Genomic DNA, 21,353 nt, shown 5'->3' on the forward strand with positions numbered 1-21,353 from the left:
GTAATAGAGAAATCTAAACCTATAAAACTTGGAAAAGAACCTTTTAGCGAGTTCCCGTATATCCTAAATATAAAACAAATGCTCAACAAAACTATTTTTAAAAAACCAAAGTAATGCCAAATGTTTGCAAAGACTTTTCAATAATTTGTTAATAACTTTGTCGTTAGCCATGGTTTTTACCATACTTTGTATTTTTTGCACCACATTACTCGGCATCCTGTTCAGGTTTTCTTCTGCATTTAATGTGCGTACTTCGGTTATCATACTTGTTAATTATATAACCTGTTTTATTATAGGCTTAATTTGGAATGGAAATAAAATGCTCCATCAATTTTCTATTGAATGGATTCCATGGATTTTAGGATTGGGCTTACTGTTTATCCTTGGATTTAATGCATTTGCAAATGCAATCAGGTCATCTGGATTGCCGATTGCAGCTTTATTTCAAAAAATGTCAATTGTTATAACGGTACTTGCGGCTTTATTACTGGGTGATCCAATAAATACAATCCAACTCGTTGGTTGGACCACTGGAATTTTCGCAATCGTATTGGTTTATGCAACAAATACCGAATCTGCTATAAGCCCATTTAATTTTAAAACCCTGATTGCCACACTAATTATATCGTCTGCTATTGAAATTGGATTTTTGCTTCTTAGTAAAGCAAGTTTCTTGAATCCAGAATTTCATACCCTATTTCCGGGCTATTTATTTTTATCAGCTGCTTTATTTGGAATCGCTGCTTTTAGTATTTCAAACCAACGCATTAAAATAAGCAAACCGGAAATCTCGTTCGGCATTGCCTTAGGCTTGCCCAATTTTTTTTCAATTTATTTTATGCTCAAAGCTCTTAAAATGGAATGGAGCGGAGTTGCATTCTTTCCCGTTCTAAACTGCTCGGTTATCATAGCTTCTGCTCTGAGTGGTTACTACTTGTTTAAAGACTCCCTTACAAGTAAATTGATAATCGCCATTCTTTTATCAACAATTTCTATACTTTTGATTTCATTATTTTAGAATCCATATAAACTGAAAATCAGCTCCTATTTAACAATTAAAACACCTAATTCCTATGAACTAACTTCAAAAGGAAGTAAATTTATTGCCTATTCATTTCAGGTACGTGACAAACAACAAATCGAAATGAAAATTGAAGAAATCAAGAATTTACATCCAAAAGCCCGACATTGGTGTTATGCATGGAAAATTGGGGTTTATGAATTTCATTCTAAGTCATTTGATGATGGAGAACCAGCAGGATCAGCAGGCAAACCAATCTTGAATCAGATAGAATCATTTCAACTTACTCAATGCCTGGTAGTAGTTGTGCGTTATTTTGGGGGCACTTTATTGGGAGTCCCCGGACTTATTAAAGCATATAAAGAGTCTAGTTGGAATTGTTTAAATCAATCTGAAAAAACAGAATTCCTCATACGGAATAAATTTAGTTATTCAGGTCCTTTTGAAAAAATACAATCCGTCCTAAGCATATTAAAAGACCTTGAAGTAAGCGTTTGTTCATTTGAATTTGGAGACCCTTCCTTTATAGAATTTGAATTGCCAACAAAAGATGAAACTATATGGTTTTCAAAAATTAACTCGCGACTTGAAAAAAAACGAATCAACCCAGATAGAACTAATTATCAAATCAAAGATTGCATATTAATTAAAAATGAACTCATTCTATGAAGGTAATCGGATTAACCGGAGGCATAGGAAGTGGCAAAACAACTGTTGCCAAAATTTTCGAAACGCTTGATGTCCCTATTTACAATTCAGACCTTCGAGCCCGTTGGATCATGGAAAACAATCTTGAAATTATTCAACAAATTAAAAATCATTTTGGTTCCTTATCATATGATTCTAAACACAGCTTAAATCGATCCTTTATAGCTAAAAAGGTTTTCAAGAACCCCGCAGAAACCCAATGGATAAACAATCTTATTCACCCTGCTGTTGGTTTGGATTTTATGAGTTGGTCAGCAAATCAACAAGCCCCTTTTATAATAAAAGAATCTGCTTTATTAATTGAAGTTTTAAATCAACAAGCAGTAGATAAAATAATTTTAGTTGTTTCAAATGAACAGCTTCGAATTGATCGCTTAAAAAGAAGAGATCAATGGACTCTTGAAGAAATTCAAAAACGCATGAAAGCTCAATTAAATGATGAACAGCGAAGTCCCTATGCAGATTATACAATCTACAATCTTGGTACCCAAAGCATCATTCGCCAGACATTGAATATTTATTTGAATTTAAAGGAATTATTCGGTTAAATTAAACTACCGGATGCTCATATCTGGCTAAATTTGCATATTAAATTTAGTTTATGCATTTAACCCGTGAAATGGTTTCCCCAGAGAAATTTATAGCACTTGAAGATCAATACGGTGCTCATAACTATCATCCATTGCCCGTTGTACTTGATCGTGGAGAAGGTGTCTATGTATGGGATGTTGACGGGAAGCAGTATTTTGATTTCTTATCTGCCTATTCTGCCGTAAACCAAGGGCATTGTCATCCTGCAATTATAAATGCACTCATCATTCAAGCACAAAAACTTACACTCACATCAAGAGCTTTTTACAATGATCGTTTGGGGCTATATGAAAAATATATGTGTAAACTTTTTGGATACGACAAAGTACTGCCAATGAACACTGGGGTAGAAGCTGTTGAGACCGCAGTGAAACTTTGCAGAAAATGGGCCTATTCAAAGAAAGGCATCCCTGAAAATATGGCAACCATCCTTGTTTTTGAAGGCAATTTTCATGGCCGTACCATGACAGCCGTTTCTGCCTCTACTGACCCATCAAGTTATACCAATTTTGGTCCTTTTTTGCCTGGCATTATTAAGTTACCTTATAATGATATTGATGCTTTAAAAAATTGTATTTCCACAATACCGAATATCGCGGGCTTGTTAATCGAACCGATTCAAGGGGAAGCGGGAGTCATTGTACCGGATGACAGCTACTTACAGCAGGTATTTGAACTGTGCCGGGCGCATTCTATTTTATTTATTGCTGATGAGGTCCAGACTGGCATTGCACGTACCGGAAAAATGTTGGCATGTGACCATCTGGGTATAAAACCCGATATCTTAATTTTAGGGAAAGCCTTATCTGGCGGCACACTGCCTGTTTCTGCTGTTTTAACATCCGATGACATCATGTTGTGTATAAAACCAGGAGAGCATGGGTCAACATTTGGCGGAAATCCATTAGCCTGCTCAGTTGCCATAGCCGCTTTGGAAGTTATTAAGGATGAACATTTGATTGAAAATGCTGAAATCAGAGGTCAGCAATTACGTGGACAACTCAGACTTATTCAAAAGAAACATCCCATCATTGAAACAATTCGAGGAAAGGGATTATTGAATGCAATCGTAATTAAAAGTCCGGAGGAATCCGATTTAGCTTGGAACATCTGCTTGCAAATGGCTAAAAATGGATTATTGGCAAAACCAACCCATGGTAATATTATTCGATTTGCTCCCCCACTCTGCATCACCTCAGAACAAATTGACGAATGTTGTTATATCATAGAAAAATCATTAGTTGATTTGGGAATTTGAAAAAACCATATTATATTTGGACCAATCCAATTTCAATATTTATTTTTTTAGCACGCTAACCTGATCGTTGGTTTTAACGTATTTATATTTTGAATAAAATTTAAGTACTTCCTAATTATTGGGCTATGCAATATTATTTCAAATTGTAAAAATTAAGTATCTTTACTTCAAATTATGTATAATTATATGAGAATCTTAGGATTATGTCTTTTTATGTTAAGTTTTGTCTACGGAAATGCTCAAACGATGCAAATCAAATTTTGTGGCAAAACCAGTGCTGTTGTACCTGCAACAGATGGGAGTGGTCAGGATCAAAGAAATAAAGGAGGTTTGAGATTGGATTTTATCCGTATCGGAAAATTGAGCCAATCTAGAACCAGCCCCCTTTTACACACTGGGTTTAGCCTCTGGCACTTCTTTTAAAAATGCCACCTGGGTAGATGGTTGTGCAAACAATACCAACCAAACATATTGTTCTGGTTGCAGTACTTGCAAACCTATTTTAAATACCAGCAATGGAAGCATTGGGGTATCTGAAGGCAAAATGGTAGAAAATGTTAGACTTCGAACTTCTAATAATGATCTATATATTGAAAGTACCGGTAGCCAAAATGTGGTGTGTTTTGTAACTGATCCTATTGATCTATCCAGTGTAGCTGGAAAGAAAATAGAAGTTAATGTGGGTTATGAGGGTACAGCTAAAGACGGATTTACCACCGTAAATGTCAATTTTAATTATCGATACAATAACGAAGCCTGGGCTAATTTACTAAACCAAAATAGTAATTTTCTCAGGGTAATCGATACCGCTATCTTGGTAAATATTAATGTACCCACAGCTGTTCTTACTTTAGACGAAACGGTTGATTTTAAAATTTCTCCAAATCCGGTTAATAATAAGCTCTTTATTGAATTAAATAGCCTCAAATCATTTGATTCAGAATTATCAATTCGCGATATCCAGGGAAAAATAGTTTTGCAACAGAACTATGCTGTTTCCGAAGGAACCAATCGTATAGATTGGAATATTGAGCAAATAAATCCTGCAATTTATTTATTTCAAATTGCTGACAAAGAAGGCCGAATAAGTACTTCTAAATTTATCAAAGAATAGAAAAATTCATTTATTTATATGTTTTTAAAATAGCCTCTCTGTTATTAATAAAAAATAACATGGCTTCTGGATTTCGCATCGCTCCTGAATTGAAGGCTTTATTTAAATCATAATTTAACAAGACTTTTTTACGGGACTTTCCATTTTTTTGCCACTAATGGTATATGGTATTTCAGGAACCTGAATAATTTTATCTGGTAAATGTCTTGGGCTACATTTGTTTTTTAATTCAGCCTTGATTTCCTTGATCAAACTATCAGAAATTTCATATCCTGAATTTAAAGCAATAAATAAAGGCATCAAGTGATTTCCTCCTTCCAATTCGAGATTTACAATCAAACTATCTGAAATCGCTTTTATATTATTTAATACGTTATAAATTTCTGCAGTCCCGATTCGAACTCCTTGTCGATTTAGGGTCGCATCTGAACGACCATAAATTATAACTCCATCGTGAATTGTGATTTCAATCCAATCGCCATGTCGCCAAACACCAGGAAAATAATCAAAATAACTGGCTTTATATTTAACGTTCTCAGGATCATTCCAAAATGAAACAGGCATACACGGCATCGGCTTAATTAATACCAATTCTCCCATTTCTTGCAATACGGGTTGACCGAGATCATTCCACGATTCAATAGCGGCTCCTAAAGCCCTACACTGCAATTCACCTGAATAAACAGGTCGTTCAATGCAACTTCCCATAAATGCAGTACAAACATCGGTACCACCACTCATTGAACACAACCAAACATCCGATTTAATATTTTTATAAACATATTCAAAAGCTTCTGGTGGAAGTGGAGACCCCGTTGATCCTATACTTCGCAAATGTTTTTGGGGATAATCCCTGAGAATATTCAAATCATTTTTCATGCAGTTTATTATGAACGGGGCACTGGTTCCAAAATGATTGATGTTAATTTCTTTGGAATGCTTCCATAAAGAAGAAATTTCCGGATAAACAGGACTCCCTTCATACAACACGGCCGTTGCACCTGCTAACAAAGAAGCATGAACAAAATTCCACATCATCCAACCGGTCGTAGTATACCAGAAAAAACGTTCCCCTTTTTTTACATCATTGTGAAATGTTATATATTTTAAATGTTCTAACAGCATCCCACCCTGACTATGCACAATGGCTTTGGGCAACCCGGTTGTGCCTGAAGAATACAAGATCCAAATTGGATGATTAAATGGTACTCGTTCATAATGCGGCACCCTTTCTTGATTAAAAATTAAATCATTCCAATAAATATTATCACAACTTGTAATTGGCGCATTTGAATACTTCCCACAAGGAACCCAAATAATTAATTTGATACTTTTAATTTGACTTACCAATTGAGCAACTTCATCACGCCGGTCAAAGTATTTACCATTATATGTATACCCATCCACCGCCACAAGCACGGATGGTTCAATTTGAGCGAATCGATCCAAAACAGAATTCACACCAAAATCCGGTGAACAGGAACTCCAAACATATCCTGATGCAATGCAGGCTAACATTGCAGCAGTGGTTTCTGGAACATTACCCGCATAGGCACAAACGCGATCCCCAATTTGCATTCCACAAGACTTGAAAATAGCTTGCAGGCTTGCAGTTTGCGAAATTAAAGTTGACCAACTTACTTCATAACTAGCTCTGATTTCATCATGAGCAATTAAAGCAGGATTTTCAAGATTTCCATTTCTAAAAATATGCTCCGCATAATTTAAATTGATTCCATCAAACCATTTTGTATCAGGCATTGCATTCTCAGACAGAATTTGTGAGTAACTACCTGAATATTCGATTTTGAAGTAGGTCAATAAACTTTCCCAAAATGCTTCTGGATGGTTCACAGACCAGGCATATAACTGACTGTAATTCGTAAATTGCAAATTATACGTTTTAAATAACCAGTTGTAATACAATTGCAAGTTACTTGATGCATTCTCCTCATCAGACACTGACCACAACAATTTATTAGGACTTACCATATCCTTGATATATTTTCCGCAAATTAAATAATATTAGTCGATTGCAGTCAAAGAAAAATTCATTTAAGTCTAAAAGAATTTATCTTTGCTTCATAAGATTCCTTTAATATGAAACATATACATTTAATCCTTTTGGTTGCAATCTTATCGCTTGTTGCTTGTAAAAATGCAACTGAGAAAAAACAGATGGAAGCGGTCAGCCAAACTGCAGACTCAACAGCAACTAAAATGGATACGTTTGAGGTATCCGCCGAATCCTTTGCAGACATCCAGGTGCTTCGCTATCAGATTCCAGGTTGGTCAAGTTTAAGTCTTAAAGAAAAAGAACTTTGTTATTATCTCTATGAAGCTGCTTTATCTGGACGCGATATTATTTATGATCAAAAAGATAAAAATGGAATCCTCCTTCGCAAAACGCTCGAAAATATTTACGACAGTTATCCAGATGACAAAACCAATTCAGATTGGTTAAAATTTGAAGAATACTGTGGTCGCTTTTGGTTTAGCAATGGCAACCACCATCATTACGGCAACGAAAAATTTATTCCTGAGTGCGGTTGGGACTATTTTTCAAAACTTATGGATAAATCGAATCAAAGTGGATTCCCATTCGAACCCAACGAGTCCTTGGAAAAATTTAAAAATAGAGTTAAACCATTATTTTATGATTTAAATTTAAATCCAAAATGTGTGGATTTAACCAGTGGCATTGACAACATCAAAACCTCTTCAAATAATTTTTATGAAAATGTGACTCAAAAAGAAGTCGAGGCATTTTATGCAAAGATGCCTTCTTCTGGTAAAGCACCAAGTTGGGGATTAAATAGCAAATTAATTAAAGAAAATGGAAAACTCGTTGAAAAAACCTGGAAAGCAAGTGGCATGTATGGAGCATCCATTTCTAAAATCATCCATTGGCTTGAAAAAGCGAGCCTTGTGGCTGAAAATGAACAACAGAAAAAGATATTAGAATTACTAATAACGTATTATAAATCTGGTGATTTAAAAGACTTTGATTTGTATTGCATTGAATGGGTTCGTGACACAGTAAGTAAGATCGATGCCGTAAACGGATTTATAGAAGTTTATCTGGATGCGATTGGTAAAAAAGCCTCGTTTGAGAGTATTGTCAGCATTCGGGATGAAGAAGCTACAAAACGAATTAAAGCCATTGCCAATCAGGCACAATGGTTTGAAGATCACAGCCCGATTGATCCTAAACATAAAAAACAAGAAGTAATTGGTATCACTGCTAAAGCAATAAACGTGGTTGTGCAAGCTGGTGATGCTGCCCCTGCAAGTTCTATTGGAATTAATTTGCCAAATTCAGATTGGATTCGTAAAGATTATGGGAGTAAATCTGTTTCATTGAGCAACATCATTTACAGTTACAATGTGATGAATGCAAGAAAAGGAACCCTGGATGAATTTGCAGCTAATGATGAGATAAAAATGAGGATTAAAAAATACGGTGCACTTGCCAGCGACTTACATACAGATATGCATGAATGTATTGGACATGCCAGTGGACAAATCAATCCTGGAGTTCAGACAACAGATAAAACTTTAAAAAATTATGCCAGTTGCTTAGAAGAGGCCCGTGCAGACCTGGTAGCACTGTATTTTATCATGTCAAATAAATTGATTGACATTGGCGTTATGCCCAACCTGGATGTAGCGAAGGCCGAATACGACAATTACATTTTAAACGGTTTGATGACCCAATTAACCAGAATCAAAGAAGGAGACAATATAGAAGAAGCGCACATGCGCAACCGACAATTAATTTCCATGTGGGCTTACAAAATGGGTATGAAGGATTCAGTAATTGTTTTTGATAAATACAAAGGAAAAACCTTCGTAAGAATACGGGATTACAATCAATTGAGACTTTTATTTGGCCGACTTCTGGTTGAAATACAGCGGATAAAAAGCGAAGGCGATTACAATGCTGCAAAGGATTTAGTTGAAACCTATGGCGTTCAGGTTGACAAACAACTGCACAAAGAAATATTGCTTCGATTCAAAACCTTACAATTAAAACCATACCGAGGATTTATACAACCTAAGTTAGTTCCAGTGTTTGAAGCCGACAAACTAATTGATGTAAAGCTGGAATATCCTACATCATTTTATAAACAAATGATGGAGTATGCTAAAAATTATAGTTTTCTTGGAGTAAAAAATTAGTTAAACGCGACAAACAAATTCAATCTCTACCTGTTTGATAGAGTTCAAACTAGTACATCGCATTGCTAACCAGAAAATAATTTGATATCATATTCAATACAATTTTGAAATTCACAATAAATGAAATTATGCCTATAATACAGTTGGATTAATAGCTTATATAATTTCAAATCAATAATTACTGCTTCATCAATTTTTCTACAGCCAATACTTTTCCTTCAGAAACAACTTGCAAGAAATAAAATCCAGAAGTCAAACTGCTTGCATCGATATTCTGAATTTGATTGCCAATGAAAATTTGTCTTTCAAGCACCATTTTTCCATTTAAATCCATGATTCGGAATTTCATTCCGAAAGTAGCAGGCTTTTGCAAATCAATAATAAAATGTCCCGTGCTTGGGTTTGGGTAAATTCGCAATTTTCCGAATTGTTCTGAATATGTTGAAAGCGGTATTTTCGAAGTGCATATTTCTAAATTATCAATACTAACCACAGACATCTCCGTATCACTTTCATTTTGAAGACAAATTACGAGGTACTTTAATTCAGGATCAAATTGAAAATTTATAGAGGTATCAAACCGGTTATAACTTCTTTCTTTTTCCTTTGGTTTTTCTTTCATTCCTTTTTTCAATATTTCTCCAGATTTACTTGAATTTAAAGTAGAATCATTTTGCAATCGCATTACAATATCGATGGCTAAAAGGTGATTAAGTATACTGCTTTTACGATAATCAAACCCAATGTTAATAAAGCTATCAATTCCTAAATCAACTTGTTGCCAGATTCCAGCGAAATTGTTTTTATTGCCTATAAGAATTACACTCCCATCATCGGAAGCACCTGTACTATCAGATGCAAAAACCAATCCGTCTCCATCATTTAGATATAATTGCCAATTAGCAATTTTACCCTGGCTTTTTCCTAATTTACTTTTGCTCAACAGTCCTTTGACAAGCCCCTCACTAAAATCACCATTTTTAACCGCATTGAAATCACAAATACTCAATGATGGGTTGGAAAAACAATTGACTGTTACTTTTCTGCAATACTCATACTTGCACGTATCAATAGTATTTGGATTTATTCGGGTGACAATCATGCATACCTTATAAATTCCAGAATTTGCAAACTGAATCACCTGACTATTGTGGCCAAGAGAATTTCCTGGAAGTGGTGAAATAGATGGAGTAATTTCCCAGGCAACCTTGTCGTCGGAGCAAAGTGATATTGATTTAAAAGTTCGATCTATTAGATATTTAAAATTCTAATGCCTCATCAATAGTAAAATAACATCTTTGATTAAATGCAATGATATCAAATTATTTTTTACAATTTATTGTTTATCAACATTTTATGATAATAAAGTTATATTTTAATCTTTTTTTTATACATAATTAATCAGTCTATAGTCTTACTTTTATATTTATTCTGTCAGATTATAGTATTACATTTGTATTTTATTTGACAGGATATACTATTACATATATGAGAAAGAAATCATTACAAATTCAGCAACTCAACAGTAAAATGCAAGCTTTTTCAGCCTTAAAAAAGGTAGTACCACCTCCAACCGGTTGGATTAAAGCGGTACGCTCTGCTTTAAGCATGTCATTGCATCAATTGGGCAATAAACTGTCGATTACCAAGCAAAGTGTACAAGACATAGAAAGAAGGGAAAAAGATGGTTCTATAACAATCAGGGCTCTAAGAGATACCGCCAATGCATTGGATATGCAATTAGTTTATGGCTTCGTGCCCAAAGATGGTTCATTAGAGTTATTAATTTACCGCAAGGCAAAGGAACTGGCCACCCAAATTGTACTACGAACATCCAACTCTATGAAACTAGAGGATCAGGAAAACTCAAAGAAACGAATACAAAAAGCAATTAAAGAAAGGACAACTGCTATAAAAAATGAAATGCCTAAAATTCTATGGGATTAGATTTAGAATACATTGATGGGCAAACTCCATTGGATGAAGAAGAAAAAGAAGGCTTGCTCATTCCTACAGTTGCTACACGTGAAGAGCTGGATGAGTTTGAACAGCAAAATATAGAACAGGCCATACAATGGGTGTTGATGCGATCATTTAAGCTGGACGTAATTTTTACAGAAGCATTTGTCCGCAAGGTACATAAACGAATGTATGCCGATCTATGGGCTTGGGCAGGTGATTTCAGAAAGACTAACAAAAACCTTGGCGTGGATAGATGGCAAATATCCACCGAACTCAAAATCCTCTTGGATGATGCAAAATACTGGATTAAAAACAAGACTTATTCCCCAGATGAAATTGCAATAAGGTTTAAACATCGACTTGTAAGCATTCATTGTTTCCCCAACGGCAACGGCAGACATAGCCGATTGATGGCCGATATTATTATCGAGAAACTATTTAGAAAGACTGCATTTTCATGGGGTGCAAATAATCTGTCTCAGCAATCTGATACGAGAGCAGCTTATATAGCTGCCATCAAAATAACCGATAAAGGAGACTTAGCGCCATTATTGGCATTTGCCCGTTCATAATTTCAAACTTAGTTACAGCTTTCTAGAATTCCCTATAATAACTACTTAATAAACAATAGTCAATTCTGAGTTAAGCTAAATTCTAGAAAGAAGACCATAATATAAATAAAGCATAGAAATAGAATTGACTTAAGAACTTATATTAAACTCTGTTACCTGATTTAATCATCTTAAATGAACTTCCCTGGATTATATTAGAAACAACTAATTACTTCATGACAAAGAATTGTGGTTCCTACAATTTAATTTGAAGTCAAAACATGCTAAAACATTTGATAAAAAATGGTGTCATCTTTACTCAGATTTTCAATATAAAATAAAAAATCCCCTTACTCGGTAGAATAAGAGGATTATCGGGTTTTGTGATCTGTTTGGGACTCGAACCCAAGACCCACGGCTTAAAAGGCCGTTGCTCTACCGACTGAGCTAACAGATCGTACCACGATCCGAAAATCGAGCTGCAAAAGTAGTATTTAATTGGGAATTCAGGATTACAAATTATAAATTTCTTGTATAAATCCACACGGTATATAAAATGCTATTCATTCAGCTTATTTACCGGTCAATTCATTTGGAGCTAACACGAACAACCATGCCCTCTTCACCTAAAATCGTATTAGGAAAAATGGATTGGCACTCTTCCAGGATCTTATCCAATGCATCGTATCGGGATGAATAATGGCCAGTAAGCAGGGTGCCTACTCCAGATTTAACAGCAATTTGAGCTGCTTGTTTTGTGGTGCTGTGGCCATTTTCAATTGCTTTGTCTTGCAGTTCGTCCAGGTAAGTCGTTTCGTGATATAATAAATCTACTCCGGTTAAATATGGAATCAGACCTTCATTGTAAATGGTGTCCGAACAATATGCATAGCGTCTTTTGTTATGAGAACTGTTGGTAAGTGATTCATTTGTGAAACTACGGCCATCCTCCAATGTGATATCGTGTCCAGATTCAATTTGACTCCAAACCTTCTTCGGAATACTAAGCTTTTCAAGGGCTTCCAAATTCAAAATTCGCCGAATCATTTTTTCCTCAAATAAATACCCACAACAAGTAATCTTATGTTTTAATGGCAAGCTTCTAACACGAACATGCTGGTCTTCAAAAAACCAATCCCCTTCAAAATTGGCAATCTCATGGAATTCAAGTGGATATCTAGGCAAGCCTGAGGCAAACGCTAGGAATTCCTGGATCATTTTTTTAATGCCTACCGGACCATAAATATGCAGATCATCCTGTCGGTTAATTAAATTATAACTGGTTATCAAGCCCGGTAGCCCAAATATATGGTCGCCGTGTAAATGGGTGATAAAGATGTTCTTAATTCGCGAGCGTTTAATCCCATATTTGTTTAGTTGAAATTGGGTCCCCTCTCCACAATCAACCATATAAGAATGGTCGTGTATCCTGACAATGTGGGATGATGGAAAGCGATTATAGGCTGGTAATGCAGCACTGCAACCTAAAATTTGCACTTCAAAAGTGCCTGTATTCATTCTTCTTCGGTGAGATCTCGTTCTAAATCCTCCATAAAGACATATTCAACCGACTCCTCAACCGTTGGGATAATGGTCAATATGCCATCTAATTTTGAAATTTCAATCAACTTGTGAATGCTGTCACTTTTAACATTGGTCATAACAAAAGAACCGTAGTCTTTCCAAATTCTGTTGGCAGTTAAGATCGAGCTCAATCCAGACGAATCCACATAGTCTACGTCCCCCATGTCAAAAATTAAATTCCGAACACCCTCATTTCGTAAGAAAACAAATTCTGATTTCAATTGGGGTGCAATCAAAGAATTTAAATTCTTCTCTTCAAGACTAAAAATTGCATATCGATCTTGTTTATCAACTTGGTATTTCATTAATTTCTAGGTATTTTATTATAAAATATTAAAATATATAGTTTTATCCATGTAGAAAAATAAATATATGAACAAAAAATGTTCGAATTTATTACCTTTGGAATGCAAAAGTAATAAAATTGCAGCCGAGCAAACCAGAATCAAAAGCAATAAAAAGAACAGAATACAAGCAATGGGGTTAATTATTTATTAATTTGAACAAAAATATTAAGCAAAACAGCTTTAAAATTGTCATTCCAATATAATTCGATCATTAAATGAATAAAAAGTTTTCCCAAAACGTCAAAAAAGTCTTGGCCAATAGCCGGGAAGAATCGCTCCGACTGGGTCATGATTATATTGGCACCGAACACATTCTATTAGGTCTGATTCAAGAAAAAGATACCCTTGCCGTTCAGGTTTTGAAATCTTTAAAGGTTGATCTAAAGGATTTGCGAAATCGCATTGAAGAAGCGATTCCTGTAAAAAAAGGAAATGAAACCACCTTTCAGGTGGGCAACCTTCCTCTCAATAAGCATGCAGAAAAAGTCCTGAAATTCACCTATTTAGAAGCTAAAGTCAACCGGGAAGAAGAAATTTATCCGGAACACTTGGTCTTGTCTTTATTAAAGCATCATGAAAATCTGGCTTCTCAGATTTTGGACCAATTTAATGTGGATTACGAAAGTTACCGATCTGAATTAGAATATCTCGCTGAACAAAAATTAGAAGATCCGGGATTGGAAGATTTGCCACACAGCGGTCCTTCTGAATCTGATCCTTATGAAGACGAACCCAGCCAAACCAGTTATTCTCGCAAATCGAGCAATAAATCCATGACTCCTGTCCTTGATAATTACGGCCGGGATGTTTCAAGACTTGCAGAAGAAGGAAAATTAGACCCCATCGTAGGTCGGGAAACCGAAATTGAACGTGTTTCTCAAATTCTTAGTCGACGAAAAAAAAATAATCCGATTTTAATTGGCGAGCCAGGTGTAGGTAAAACCGCCATTGTGGAAGGTCTGGCATTGCGAATTATTCAAAAAAGGGTATCAAGAACCCTTTTTAACAAACGCATTGTTATGTTGGATTTAGCAGCTCTGGTTGCTGGTACCAAATACCGTGGGCAATTTGAAGAGCGCATTAAAGCCATCATGACAGAATTGGAAAAATCACGCGATGTCATTCTGTTTATTGATGAAATTCATACCATCATTGGAGCAGGAGGCGCTACAGGTTCTTTGGACGCATCCAATATCTTTAAACCTGCACTTGCACGGGGTGAATTGCAATGTATCGGAGCATCCACTTTAGACGAATACCGTCAGCATATTGAAAAAGATGGCGCTTTGGATCGCAGATTTCAAAAAGTGATGATTGATCCACCAACAGCAGAAGAAACCATTCAAATTCTTAATAATATCAAATCCAAATATGAGGACTACCATTCTGTAAGCTATACAGATGAGGCCATCATAAGTTGTGTGAAATTGAGTGACCGTTATATTACAGATCGTTTCCTGCCAGATAAAGCAATTGATGTAATTGATGAAGTTGGAGCCAGAGTGCATTTGAAAAACATTCATGTTCCAAAGCATATTGAAGACATCGAAACACAAATTGATCAAATCAAAGAACAAAAAAATACCGCTGTAAAAAGTCAGCAATACGAAAAAGCTGCCGATTTAAGAGATTTGGAATCGCGTTTACTTAAAAAACTTGACCAATCAAAACTGGAATGGGAAGCCGATGCAAAAGCAAAACGCTACCCTGTTACCGAAGAAGACATTGCGGAGGTCGTTGCCATGATGACCGGAATTCCGGTTAAAAAAGTTGCTTTGTCTGAGAGTAAAAAACTTGTGAACATGGCTGATGAAATTAAACAAACCATCGTTGGTCAGGATGAAGCCATTACTAAAATCAGCAAAGCAATTCAACGAAATCGAGTTGGATTAAAGGATCCAAGGAAACCAATTGGTTCATTTATATTCTTAGGACCTACTGGAGTTGGAAAAACTGAATTGGCTAAAGCAATTGCGCGATTTTTATTTGACTCCGAAGATGCATTGGTCAGGCTCGACATGAGTGAATACATGGAGAAATTTACCGTAAGCCGATTGATTGGGGCCCCTCCAGGCTATGTAGGCTATGAAGAAGGCGGACAACTAACAGAGAAAATCAGAAGAAAACCCTATTCTGTAATACTTCTGGATGAGATTGAAAAAGCACATCCGGATGTTTACAACATCTTATTGCAGGTATTAGATGAAGGTCTTTTGACCGATGGCATCGGTCGTAAAATTGACTTTAAAAATACCATACTCATTATGACCTCCAATATTGGGGCGCGTCAATTAAAAGACTTTGGCCAAGGTGTTGGTTTTGCTACAAAAACACGCCAGGAGAATCAAGATGAAAATACGAAATCGGTCATTAAAAATGCATTAAAAAAGACCTTTTCCCCTGAATTTTTAAATAGAATTGATGATGTTTTAATTTTCAATAGTCTTGAAAAATCTGAAATGCATCAAATCATTCACATCGTACTAAAGAAATTATTGAATCGAATAGAACAATTAGGATACCACCTGACGCTTACAGATGAGGCCATTGATTTTCTTGCTGAGAAAGGTTTTGATCCCCAATTTGGTGCTCGTCCACTGCACCGTGCGGTTCAGAAATATTTAGAAGATGCGCTGGCTGAATTTTTATTAAGTGAAAATCCAGAGCAAGGATCGAAACTAAAAGCCTTATTAGATAAGGAAAAGGATTTGATTTACATCCAACTGGCCACCAAGACCAGTTCCTTGAAGAAATCTTAATGCTTTTATTATTATATATGATTTTATATCTTTGTTACGTTAACTAAACCCAGTCATTTGAATCTAAGAAGAGGTCCTGTCAATAAATTCGACGAACTAAAAGAACAATTCCGCATTAACGATGCCATCCGAAATAGTCAAATTAGACTCGTTGGCGAAAATTTTGAAGAAATCAGTACAGTAGCTGGTAAACCTATAGAAGCCGGTGTATATTATACGGATCAAGCACTTAAATGGGCATTTGATCTTGGGATGGATTTGGTAGAAATTACCGCAAAAGCTGATCCTCCGGTTTGTAAAATCATCGATTTCCAAAAATTCCTCTATCTAAAGCGGAAAAAAGAAAAGGAACTCAAAGCAAAAACTGCTAAAACGGTAGTAAAAGAAATTCGATTCGGTCCACATACTGACGATCATGACTATGAATTTAAGACCAAGCACGCCATTAAATTTCTGGAGGAAGGGGCAAAAGTCAAAGCTTATGTCCAATTTAGGGGTCGGGCCATTGTATTTAAAGATCGAGGAGAATTAGTCTTATTGCGATTTATAAAAGAGTTGGAATCTTACGGAGTTGCGGAAGAACTCCCTCGCCTTGAAGGTAAACGGATGCACGTAATCATATCTCCAAAGAAAAAATCAAATTAAACGTCTTCATTCCGTTTGGGTTTAAAGAATTTTAACAAAAAACACAGAATTTTAGCTTTTGTGCATCGATTTTCCATTTAAATTCGATTAAAATTCATATTTTTGCCATCCAAAATTAAATACCTAAAATTTAGATATGCCTAAGGTAAAAACGCATTCGGGAGCAAAAAGAGGATGAAATTGACCGGTAAAGGAAAAGTAAAGCGTTACCAGGCTAAAACTTCGCATTTTATGAGACATAAGACCAAGAAGGCCAAAAGACATTTGGTACATTCTGTAATTGTACATAAAAGTGAAGAAAAACGTATGAAACAATTATTAGGAATATTTTAATATAATTAATAACAACCAAGGTTAAGTATCAATAGCTATTGATCCCTTGAAAAAACAAAAAATATGCCTCGTTCAGTCAATGCAGTAGCTTCCAGAAGAAGAAGGAAGAAAATCATGAAAGCCGCCCGCGGTTATTTCGGTGGTCGTTCAAAAGTTTATACCGTTGCTAAAAATGCGGTAGAACGCGCAATGAAATATGCGTTCAAACATCGCAGGGAAAAGAAAAGAGCGTTTAGAAGACTTTGGATTGCTCGTATCAACGCTGCCGTTAGACCCCTTGGTTTAAGTTATTCAAAGTTTATCCATTTACTGGCTACAAAGAATATTGATCTCAATCGTAAAGTACTTGCAGATTTAGCATTAAATAATGCAACTGCTTTTCAGACTTTGGTTGAGAATGTAAAAAAATAAGTTCCGCTACTTTATTGATTGTATTATGTAATTGAACATACGTTCGATTACAATTACATTATTATTAATAAGCATATTGATTGATTCATTTAATCAATATTAGATGCATTTTAATAGGTTACATCAAATCTGTTCAGGTAATGCAATAAACAAATGCAAGTATATGAAGTGAAATAACACAGCAATTATTGATTATTTTATTTTCAGTAAAAAACCTAAATTATTTCCGAATTGCTTCTACAGGATCCATCCTGGATGCAATGATTGCAGGTATAATGCCAGCTACAATGCCGATGAGTATTGACAAACTTATTCCAAGCGCGATATTTTGAAATGACATGTAAATTGGGAATTCAAGTACTTTAGCAAGAATAAACAAGGCTCCCCAAACAATAACCAATCCTACAAGACCTCCTATGATGCAAAGAATGATTGCTTCAATCAAATATTCCAATAATATAAAATAACGTTTTGCACCAATGGCCATTTTGATGCCTATTAAATTGGTTCGTTCTTTTACAGAAACAAACATAATATTCGCCACACCAAATGCTCCAACTAGCATTGAAAACAATCCAATAATAAATCCAGCAAAATTGATTACACCAAAGACTTTATCTACAAGATTTGTCAGCATGGTAATTCTATTAATTGAAAAATTATCTTTTTCACGTGGTTTCAAACCTCTCCCAGGTCTAATAATACTTGAGACTTCATATTTTAGCTCTTCAAGGTCAACTCCTTTATTTGCTTTTACACTTAATAAGGTGCCCCAATTTGAACTGGAATTTATAGATACCAGTTTTCTGGCGGTATTAAAGGGTATAAAGACTGCTTCGTCATTGGGCATTATGGAAATAATTGATTTACCCTCTTTCTTTAAAATTCCAACTACTTGAAATTTCTGACCACCTATATTAATTTCCTTTCCTACCCCATTCCCTTTTGGAAACAAGGATAAAGCCAATTTATTCCCTAGTATTGTTTGGTTTCCACCAATTTGAAAATCACGTGCTGAAAAATAGTTTCCATCTTCAAATTCAAGTTTGATAATTTTATCATAGTCGTCTGTAATTCCAGCCATGTATGCACCTTCAACGACAACATCCATAAATTTTGTAGTCCTCCCTGGTAAAAACACGGCCAACGAAGCAGCTTGAGCAAGCTTTGACTTATTTTGAATGTTGCGCAAATCATTAATATCTGCTACCGGCCTTGCCATGTACTTATAATAATTTTGACCAGGGTCTTCTGACCAAGGCCATTTATCAACATAAATAACATCATTCCCAAATTTATCAAAACTTTGAACGATGTTCTCTTCGAGGGAATCAACAGAAGAAAGCACAGCAATTACACAAAATATACCTATGGTAATCCCCAACAAAGTCAGAAAACTGCGCAATTTATTGCTAGTTAGCTGCTGGATGGCCTGATTAAAACTGTCTAATACGATTCTTAAAAAAATCAAATCCCTTTCTTTTGCTTCAAAATTAGCATCAAAGGCAGTATTTAAACCCTAATTTCGACTAAATCTCAAAAAAGAACTACCATCAAACAACATTCCTCTTTAAAAATCATTGATTATTTGTTAAAAGACTTGATTTTACTATGTCTGATACCCTATTTTTGCCGGAAATTAAAAAACACAGATGCGTACAAAATTATCGCAGTTCACATTTAACCTCCCTAAAAATCTAATTGCTCAATATCCAGTTGAAGAGCGTTCTGATTCAAGGATGATGGTAATTCATCGGGATACCGGTAAAATTGAACACAAGACATTTAAGGATCTTTTGGACTATGTCCAGGATAAAGATGCTATGATTATAAATAACACCAAGGTATTCCCAGCTCGTATGTACGGGCGAAAAGAAAAAACGGGTGCAAAAATCGAAGTGTTCCTTTTGAGAGAATTGAATAAAGAAGTTCGTTTATGGGATGTTCTGGTTGATCCAGCGCGTAAGATCAGGGTCGGTAATAAATTATACTTCTATGATAAAAATGGAAAGGAAGTCCTGGTTGCCGAAGTTGTAGATAATACAACATCGCGTGGAAGAACCATCCGATTTTTATTTGACGGCGACAGTCAGGCATTTCAAAATGCTTTAAAAATTCTTGGACAAACCCCGCTGCCAAAATACATTACCCGAAATCTTGAATCTGCTGACGAAGAACGCTATCAAACAATTTATGCTAAAGAAGTCGGTGCTGTTGCAGCTCCAACTGCAGGACTCCATATGAGTCGAGAACTGTATAAAATGCTTGAGATCAAAGGTGTAAATTTTGGTGAAGTAACCTTACATGTTGGATTAGGGACATTTCGTACCATCGATGTTGAAGATTTGTCTAAGCATAAAATGGAAGCTGAGTATTTTCGCATTGATGAGTCAACCGCTAAATTGGTAAATGAGACCAAAGATTTAGGTAAAAACATCATTTCAATTGGCACCACAACCATGCGCGCTTTAGAATCTTCTGTTTCAGCCTCTAAATACCTAAAACCAGCGGAAGGTTGGACTAATTTATTCATCTATCCACCCTATGATTTTAGAATAGCAAATCGGTTGATTACGAATTTTCATTTACCAAAGTCAAGTTTATTAATTATGGTTTCAGCATTTACTGGTCATGAATTGTTAAACGAAGCCTATGAAATGGCAATAAAAGAAAAATATCGTTTCTACAGTTATGGTGACAGTATGCTGATTATATAAATTTCGACTCAACGGAACTTTTCATGCCAATTATGAATTACAATAAATCAATTACCTTATAAAAATCAAGCTATGTATTGGACGTTAGAATTAGCTCATCATTTGGAAGAAGCACCATGGCCGGCATCACGGGATGAGCTGATAGATTTTGCCATACGTTCAGGTGCTCCAATTGAAGTGTTAGAAAATCTTCAGGAACTGGAAGACGATGAAGAAATCTATGAAAGCATGGAAGATATCTGGCCGGATTATCCCCGGAAAGATGATTTCCTCTTTAATGAAGAAGAATATTAAAATTAAAAATCCTGTTCGCAAGACAGGATTTTTTTTATTTTAGTCAATGCATATGATAATTGCTGTAGATGGATTTTCTGCTTGTGGTAAAAGTACCCTGGCAAAGGATTTAGCTATTGAGTTAAACATCGTTTATATTGATTCAGGTGCCATGTATAGAGCCATCACCTTGTATTATTTGGAGCAAAAAAAAATTAATCCAGATCTTGCTATAGAAGACCTACCCATACACCAAATTCAAATTGATTTTATTCCAGGTTTAAAACCCCAACTCCTGTTAAACAATAAAGATGTAACAGAAGAAATCAGACAACCCATTGTTTCAGACCTTGTAAGTGAGGTATCTGCAGTATCTAAAATCAGAAAAGCAATGGTAGACTTGCAAAGAAAAATTGCCACCGGAAAATCCATAATCATGGATGGACGCGATATTGGCAGTGTCGTTTTTCCAAATGCAGATGTAAAACTTTTTGTTACTGCCGAAATTGATACCAGAGCCCATCGCCGCTATTCAGAATTAAAGCAACGTGGAATTCAACAAAGCATCGAACAAATTAAATCTAATCTTATAAAACGTGATCAAATCGACTCAACTCGAAAAGACAGTCCGTTAATTCAAACTGAAGATGCTATTTTACTTGATAATAGCCATCTCAATCGAGAACAACAAAAACAATTTGCCCTCCATATTATCCGGACAAAATTAACTAAGAATTGCAATTAGAGTTCATTTGAATTTTATAAGTGTAATAATTACAAAACACTTCGCTAGTAATTAGCGCAAAGCTTTATAAGAAATTCAATATCTACATAATTAAGAGACAATCAGGTCATTGAAACTTGTTAGGATCGATATAACATACCAATGAAAATCCT

General features: G+C 35.4%; 21 protein-coding genes, 1 tRNA gene and 1 pseudogene. 16 read left to right on the forward strand and 7 right to left on the reverse strand.

All coding sequences use genetic code 11. The features are described 5' to 3' along the window. Positions 1-63: 63 nt before the first annotated feature. Entirely contained in the window at positions 64-264 is a 201-nt protein-coding gene (locus tag IPK91_03405) for a hypothetical protein (protein ID MBK8296331.1), read from the reverse strand. Between the two features lie 55 nt (positions 265-319). On the opposite strand from IPK91_03405, the gene IPK91_03410 reads away from it, so the two are divergent. The 6 genes from IPK91_03410 (at position 320) to IPK91_03435 (ending at position 4,692) form a co-directional block, all read left to right on the forward strand. Continuing rightward, on the forward strand, positions 320-1,018 hold the full coding sequence (locus IPK91_03410; GenBank protein ID MBK8296332.1) for a hypothetical protein: 699 nt from the start codon (positions 320-322) through the stop codon (positions 1,016-1,018). Between the two features lie 12 nt (positions 1,019-1,030). After that, entirely contained in the window at positions 1,031-1,690 is a 660-nt protein-coding gene (locus IPK91_03415) for a YigZ family protein (GenBank protein ID MBK8296333.1), read from the forward strand. Then, positions 1,687-2,277 (forward strand): dephospho-CoA kinase, encoded by a 591-nt coding sequence (locus IPK91_03420; GenBank protein ID MBK8296334.1) that lies wholly within the window; start codon positions 1,687-1,689, stop codon positions 2,275-2,277. The genes IPK91_03415 and IPK91_03420 overlap by 4 nt, the downstream gene beginning before the upstream one ends. A 71-nt stretch (positions 2,278-2,348) precedes the next feature. Continuing rightward, complete coding sequence (rocD, locus tag IPK91_03425; GenBank protein ID MBK8296335.1) at positions 2,349-3,578, forward strand: ornithine--oxo-acid transaminase; 1,230 nt, start codon at positions 2,349-2,351, stop codon at positions 3,576-3,578. A gap of 186 nt (positions 3,579-3,764) precedes the next feature. Continuing rightward, positions 3,765-4,001, forward strand: a complete 237-nt coding sequence (locus IPK91_03430) for a hypothetical protein (GenBank protein MBK8296336.1) — start codon at positions 3,765-3,767, stop codon at positions 3,999-4,001. A 121-nt stretch (positions 4,002-4,122) separates the two neighbouring features. Further along, entirely contained in the window at positions 4,123-4,692 is a 570-nt protein-coding gene (locus IPK91_03435) for a T9SS type A sorting domain-containing protein (protein MBK8296337.1), read from the forward strand. 10 nt (positions 4,693-4,702) lie between these two features. Here the strand turns inward: IPK91_03435 and IPK91_03440 are convergent. Further along, positions 4,703-6,684: pseudogene (locus IPK91_03440) on the reverse strand (acetoacetate--CoA ligase). Positions 6,685-6,792: 108 nt separating this feature from the next. Here IPK91_03440 and IPK91_03445 point away from each other — a divergent pair. Beyond that, the gene (locus IPK91_03445; protein MBK8296338.1) at positions 6,793-8,874 is read left to right on the forward strand and encodes a dihydrofolate reductase; all 2,082 of its coding nucleotides are present in this window, start codon (positions 6,793-6,795) and stop codon (positions 8,872-8,874) included. Between the two features lie 178 nt (positions 8,875-9,052). Here IPK91_03445 and IPK91_03450 read toward each other — a convergent pair whose 3' ends face one another. Further along, complete coding sequence (locus IPK91_03450) at positions 9,053-9,976, reverse strand: T9SS type A sorting domain-containing protein (protein MBK8296339.1); 924 nt, start codon at positions 9,974-9,976, stop codon at positions 9,053-9,055. 386 nt (positions 9,977-10,362) lie between these two features. Here IPK91_03450 and IPK91_03455 point away from each other — a divergent pair, with 386 nt between their 5' ends. Both IPK91_03455 and IPK91_03460 read left to right on the forward strand, forming a co-directional pair. Continuing rightward, positions 10,363-10,821, forward strand: coding sequence for a mobile mystery protein A (locus IPK91_03455; GenBank protein ID MBK8296340.1), 459 nt, complete (start codon positions 10,363-10,365; stop codon positions 10,819-10,821). Further along, the gene (locus tag IPK91_03460; GenBank protein ID MBK8296341.1) at positions 10,812-11,408 is read left to right on the forward strand and encodes a mobile mystery protein B; all 597 of its coding nucleotides are present in this window, start codon (positions 10,812-10,814) and stop codon (positions 11,406-11,408) included. Before IPK91_03455 ends, IPK91_03460 begins: the two co-directional genes overlap by 10 nt. 363 nt (positions 11,409-11,771) lie before the next feature. Here the strand turns inward: IPK91_03460 and IPK91_03465 are convergent. From IPK91_03465 to IPK91_03475, 3 genes are all read right to left on the reverse strand, one after another. Further along, positions 11,772-11,844: transfer RNA gene (locus tag IPK91_03465), tRNA-Lys, on the reverse strand. Between the two features lie 131 nt (positions 11,845-11,975). Next, positions 11,976-12,905, reverse strand: coding sequence for a ribonuclease Z (locus tag IPK91_03470; protein ID MBK8296342.1), 930 nt, complete (start codon positions 12,903-12,905; stop codon positions 11,976-11,978). Further along, complete coding sequence (locus tag IPK91_03475; protein MBK8296343.1) at positions 12,902-13,276, reverse strand: STAS domain-containing protein; 375 nt, start codon at positions 13,274-13,276, stop codon at positions 12,902-12,904. The genes IPK91_03470 and IPK91_03475 overlap by 4 nt, the downstream gene beginning before the upstream one ends. Positions 13,277-13,533: 257 nt before the next feature. On the opposite strand from IPK91_03475, the gene IPK91_03480 reads away from it, so the two are divergent. The 4 genes from IPK91_03480 to rplT all read left to right on the forward strand — a co-directional run bounded on the left by IPK91_03480 (position 13,534) and on the right by rplT (position 17,466). Next, positions 13,534-16,077, forward strand: a complete 2,544-nt coding sequence (locus IPK91_03480) for an ATP-dependent Clp protease ATP-binding subunit (GenBank protein MBK8296344.1) — start codon at positions 13,534-13,536, stop codon at positions 16,075-16,077. A gap of 57 nt (positions 16,078-16,134) precedes the next feature. Continuing rightward, positions 16,135-16,722 carry a translation initiation factor IF-3 gene (locus tag IPK91_03485; GenBank protein MBK8296345.1) on the forward strand — a complete coding sequence of 196 codons (588 nt, stop codon included), beginning with the start codon at positions 16,135-16,137 and terminating at the stop codon, positions 16,720-16,722. Between the two features lie 174 nt (positions 16,723-16,896). Then, positions 16,897-17,055: a 50S ribosomal protein L35 gene (rpmI, locus tag IPK91_03490; GenBank protein MBK8296346.1), complete on the forward strand. Its 159-nt coding sequence runs from the start codon at positions 16,897-16,899 to the stop codon at positions 17,053-17,055. A gap of 63 nt (positions 17,056-17,118) precedes the next feature. Continuing rightward, a complete protein-coding gene (gene rplT, locus IPK91_03495; protein ID MBK8296347.1) occupies positions 17,119-17,466 on the forward strand; it encodes a 50S ribosomal protein L20 in 348 nt (115 codons plus the stop codon). 220 nt (positions 17,467-17,686) lie between these two features. On the opposite strand, the gene IPK91_03500 is transcribed toward rplT, so the two are convergent. Continuing rightward, the gene (locus IPK91_03500) at positions 17,687-18,937 is read right to left on the reverse strand and encodes an ABC transporter permease (protein MBK8296348.1); all 1,251 of its coding nucleotides are present in this window, start codon (positions 18,935-18,937) and stop codon (positions 17,687-17,689) included. 181 nt (positions 18,938-19,118) lie between these two features. Here IPK91_03500 and queA point away from each other — a divergent pair, with 181 nt between their 5' ends. The 3 genes from queA to IPK91_03515 all read left to right on the forward strand — a co-directional run bounded on the left by queA (position 19,119) and on the right by IPK91_03515 (position 21,201). Further along, positions 19,119-20,183 carry a tRNA preQ1(34) S-adenosylmethionine ribosyltransferase-isomerase QueA gene (gene queA / locus IPK91_03505; protein MBK8296349.1) on the forward strand — a complete coding sequence of 355 codons (1,065 nt, stop codon included), beginning with the start codon at positions 19,119-19,121 and terminating at the stop codon, positions 20,181-20,183. Positions 20,184-20,255: 72 nt separating this feature from the next. After that, positions 20,256-20,477 (forward strand): DUF2795 domain-containing protein, encoded by a 222-nt coding sequence (locus IPK91_03510; protein ID MBK8296350.1) that lies wholly within the window; start codon positions 20,256-20,258, stop codon positions 20,475-20,477. Between the two features lie 46 nt (positions 20,478-20,523). Beyond that, positions 20,524-21,201 carry a (d)CMP kinase gene (locus IPK91_03515; GenBank protein ID MBK8296351.1) on the forward strand — a complete coding sequence of 226 codons (678 nt, stop codon included), beginning with the start codon at positions 20,524-20,526 and terminating at the stop codon, positions 21,199-21,201. Positions 21,202-21,353 lie beyond the last annotated feature (152 nt).

This window comes from Saprospiraceae bacterium (assembly GCA_016712145.1).
Lineage (GTDB): Bacteria > Bacteroidota > Bacteroidia > Chitinophagales > Saprospiraceae > Vicinibacter.

What these genes read in the sequence shown, in the direction of transcription:
- IPK91_03445 (MBK8296338.1), top strand. Translation starts at nt 6,793, where the DNA reads ATGAAACATATACATTTAATCCTTTTGGTTGCAATCTTATCGCTTGTT.
- IPK91_03450 (MBK8296339.1), bottom strand. Translation starts at nt 9,976, where the DNA reads ATGATTGTCACCCGAATAAATCCAAATACTATTGATACGTGCAAGTAT.
- queA (MBK8296349.1), top strand. Translation starts at nt 19,119, where the DNA reads ATGCGTACAAAATTATCGCAGTTCACATTTAACCTCCCTAAAAATCTA.
- IPK91_03435 (MBK8296337.1), top strand. Translation starts at nt 4,123, where the DNA reads ATGGTAGAAAATGTTAGACTTCGAACTTCTAATAATGATCTATATATT.
- IPK91_03455 (MBK8296340.1), top strand. Translation starts at nt 10,363, where the DNA reads ATGAGAAAGAAATCATTACAAATTCAGCAACTCAACAGTAAAATGCAA.
- IPK91_03410 (MBK8296332.1), top strand. Translation starts at nt 320, where the DNA reads ATGCTCCATCAATTTTCTATTGAATGGATTCCATGGATTTTAGGATTG.
- IPK91_03475 (MBK8296343.1), bottom strand. Translation starts at nt 13,276, where the DNA reads ATGAAATACCAAGTTGATAAACAAGATCGATATGCAATTTTTAGTCTT.
- IPK91_03480 (MBK8296344.1), top strand. Translation starts at nt 13,534, where the DNA reads ATGAATAAAAAGTTTTCCCAAAACGTCAAAAAAGTCTTGGCCAATAGC.
- IPK91_03460 (MBK8296341.1), top strand. Translation starts at nt 10,812, where the DNA reads ATGGGATTAGATTTAGAATACATTGATGGGCAAACTCCATTGGATGAA.
- IPK91_03515 (MBK8296351.1), top strand. Translation starts at nt 20,524, where the DNA reads ATGCATATGATAATTGCTGTAGATGGATTTTCTGCTTGTGGTAAAAGT.
- IPK91_03420 (MBK8296334.1), top strand. Translation starts at nt 1,687, where the DNA reads ATGAAGGTAATCGGATTAACCGGAGGCATAGGAAGTGGCAAAACAACT.
- IPK91_03405 (MBK8296331.1), bottom strand. Translation starts at nt 264, where the DNA reads ATGATAACCGAAGTACGCACATTAAATGCAGAAGAAAACCTGAACAGG.
- rpmI (MBK8296346.1), top strand. Translation starts at nt 16,897, where the DNA reads ATGAAATTGACCGGTAAAGGAAAAGTAAAGCGTTACCAGGCTAAAACT.
- rocD (MBK8296335.1), top strand. Translation starts at nt 2,349, where the DNA reads ATGGTTTCCCCAGAGAAATTTATAGCACTTGAAGATCAATACGGTGCT.
- rplT (MBK8296347.1), top strand. Translation starts at nt 17,119, where the DNA reads ATGCCTCGTTCAGTCAATGCAGTAGCTTCCAGAAGAAGAAGGAAGAAA.
- IPK91_03430 (MBK8296336.1), top strand. Translation starts at nt 3,765, where the DNA reads ATGAGAATCTTAGGATTATGTCTTTTTATGTTAAGTTTTGTCTACGGA.
- IPK91_03510 (MBK8296350.1), top strand. Translation starts at nt 20,256, where the DNA reads ATGTATTGGACGTTAGAATTAGCTCATCATTTGGAAGAAGCACCATGG.
- IPK91_03470 (MBK8296342.1), bottom strand. Translation starts at nt 12,905, where the DNA reads ATGAATACAGGCACTTTTGAAGTGCAAATTTTAGGTTGCAGTGCTGCA.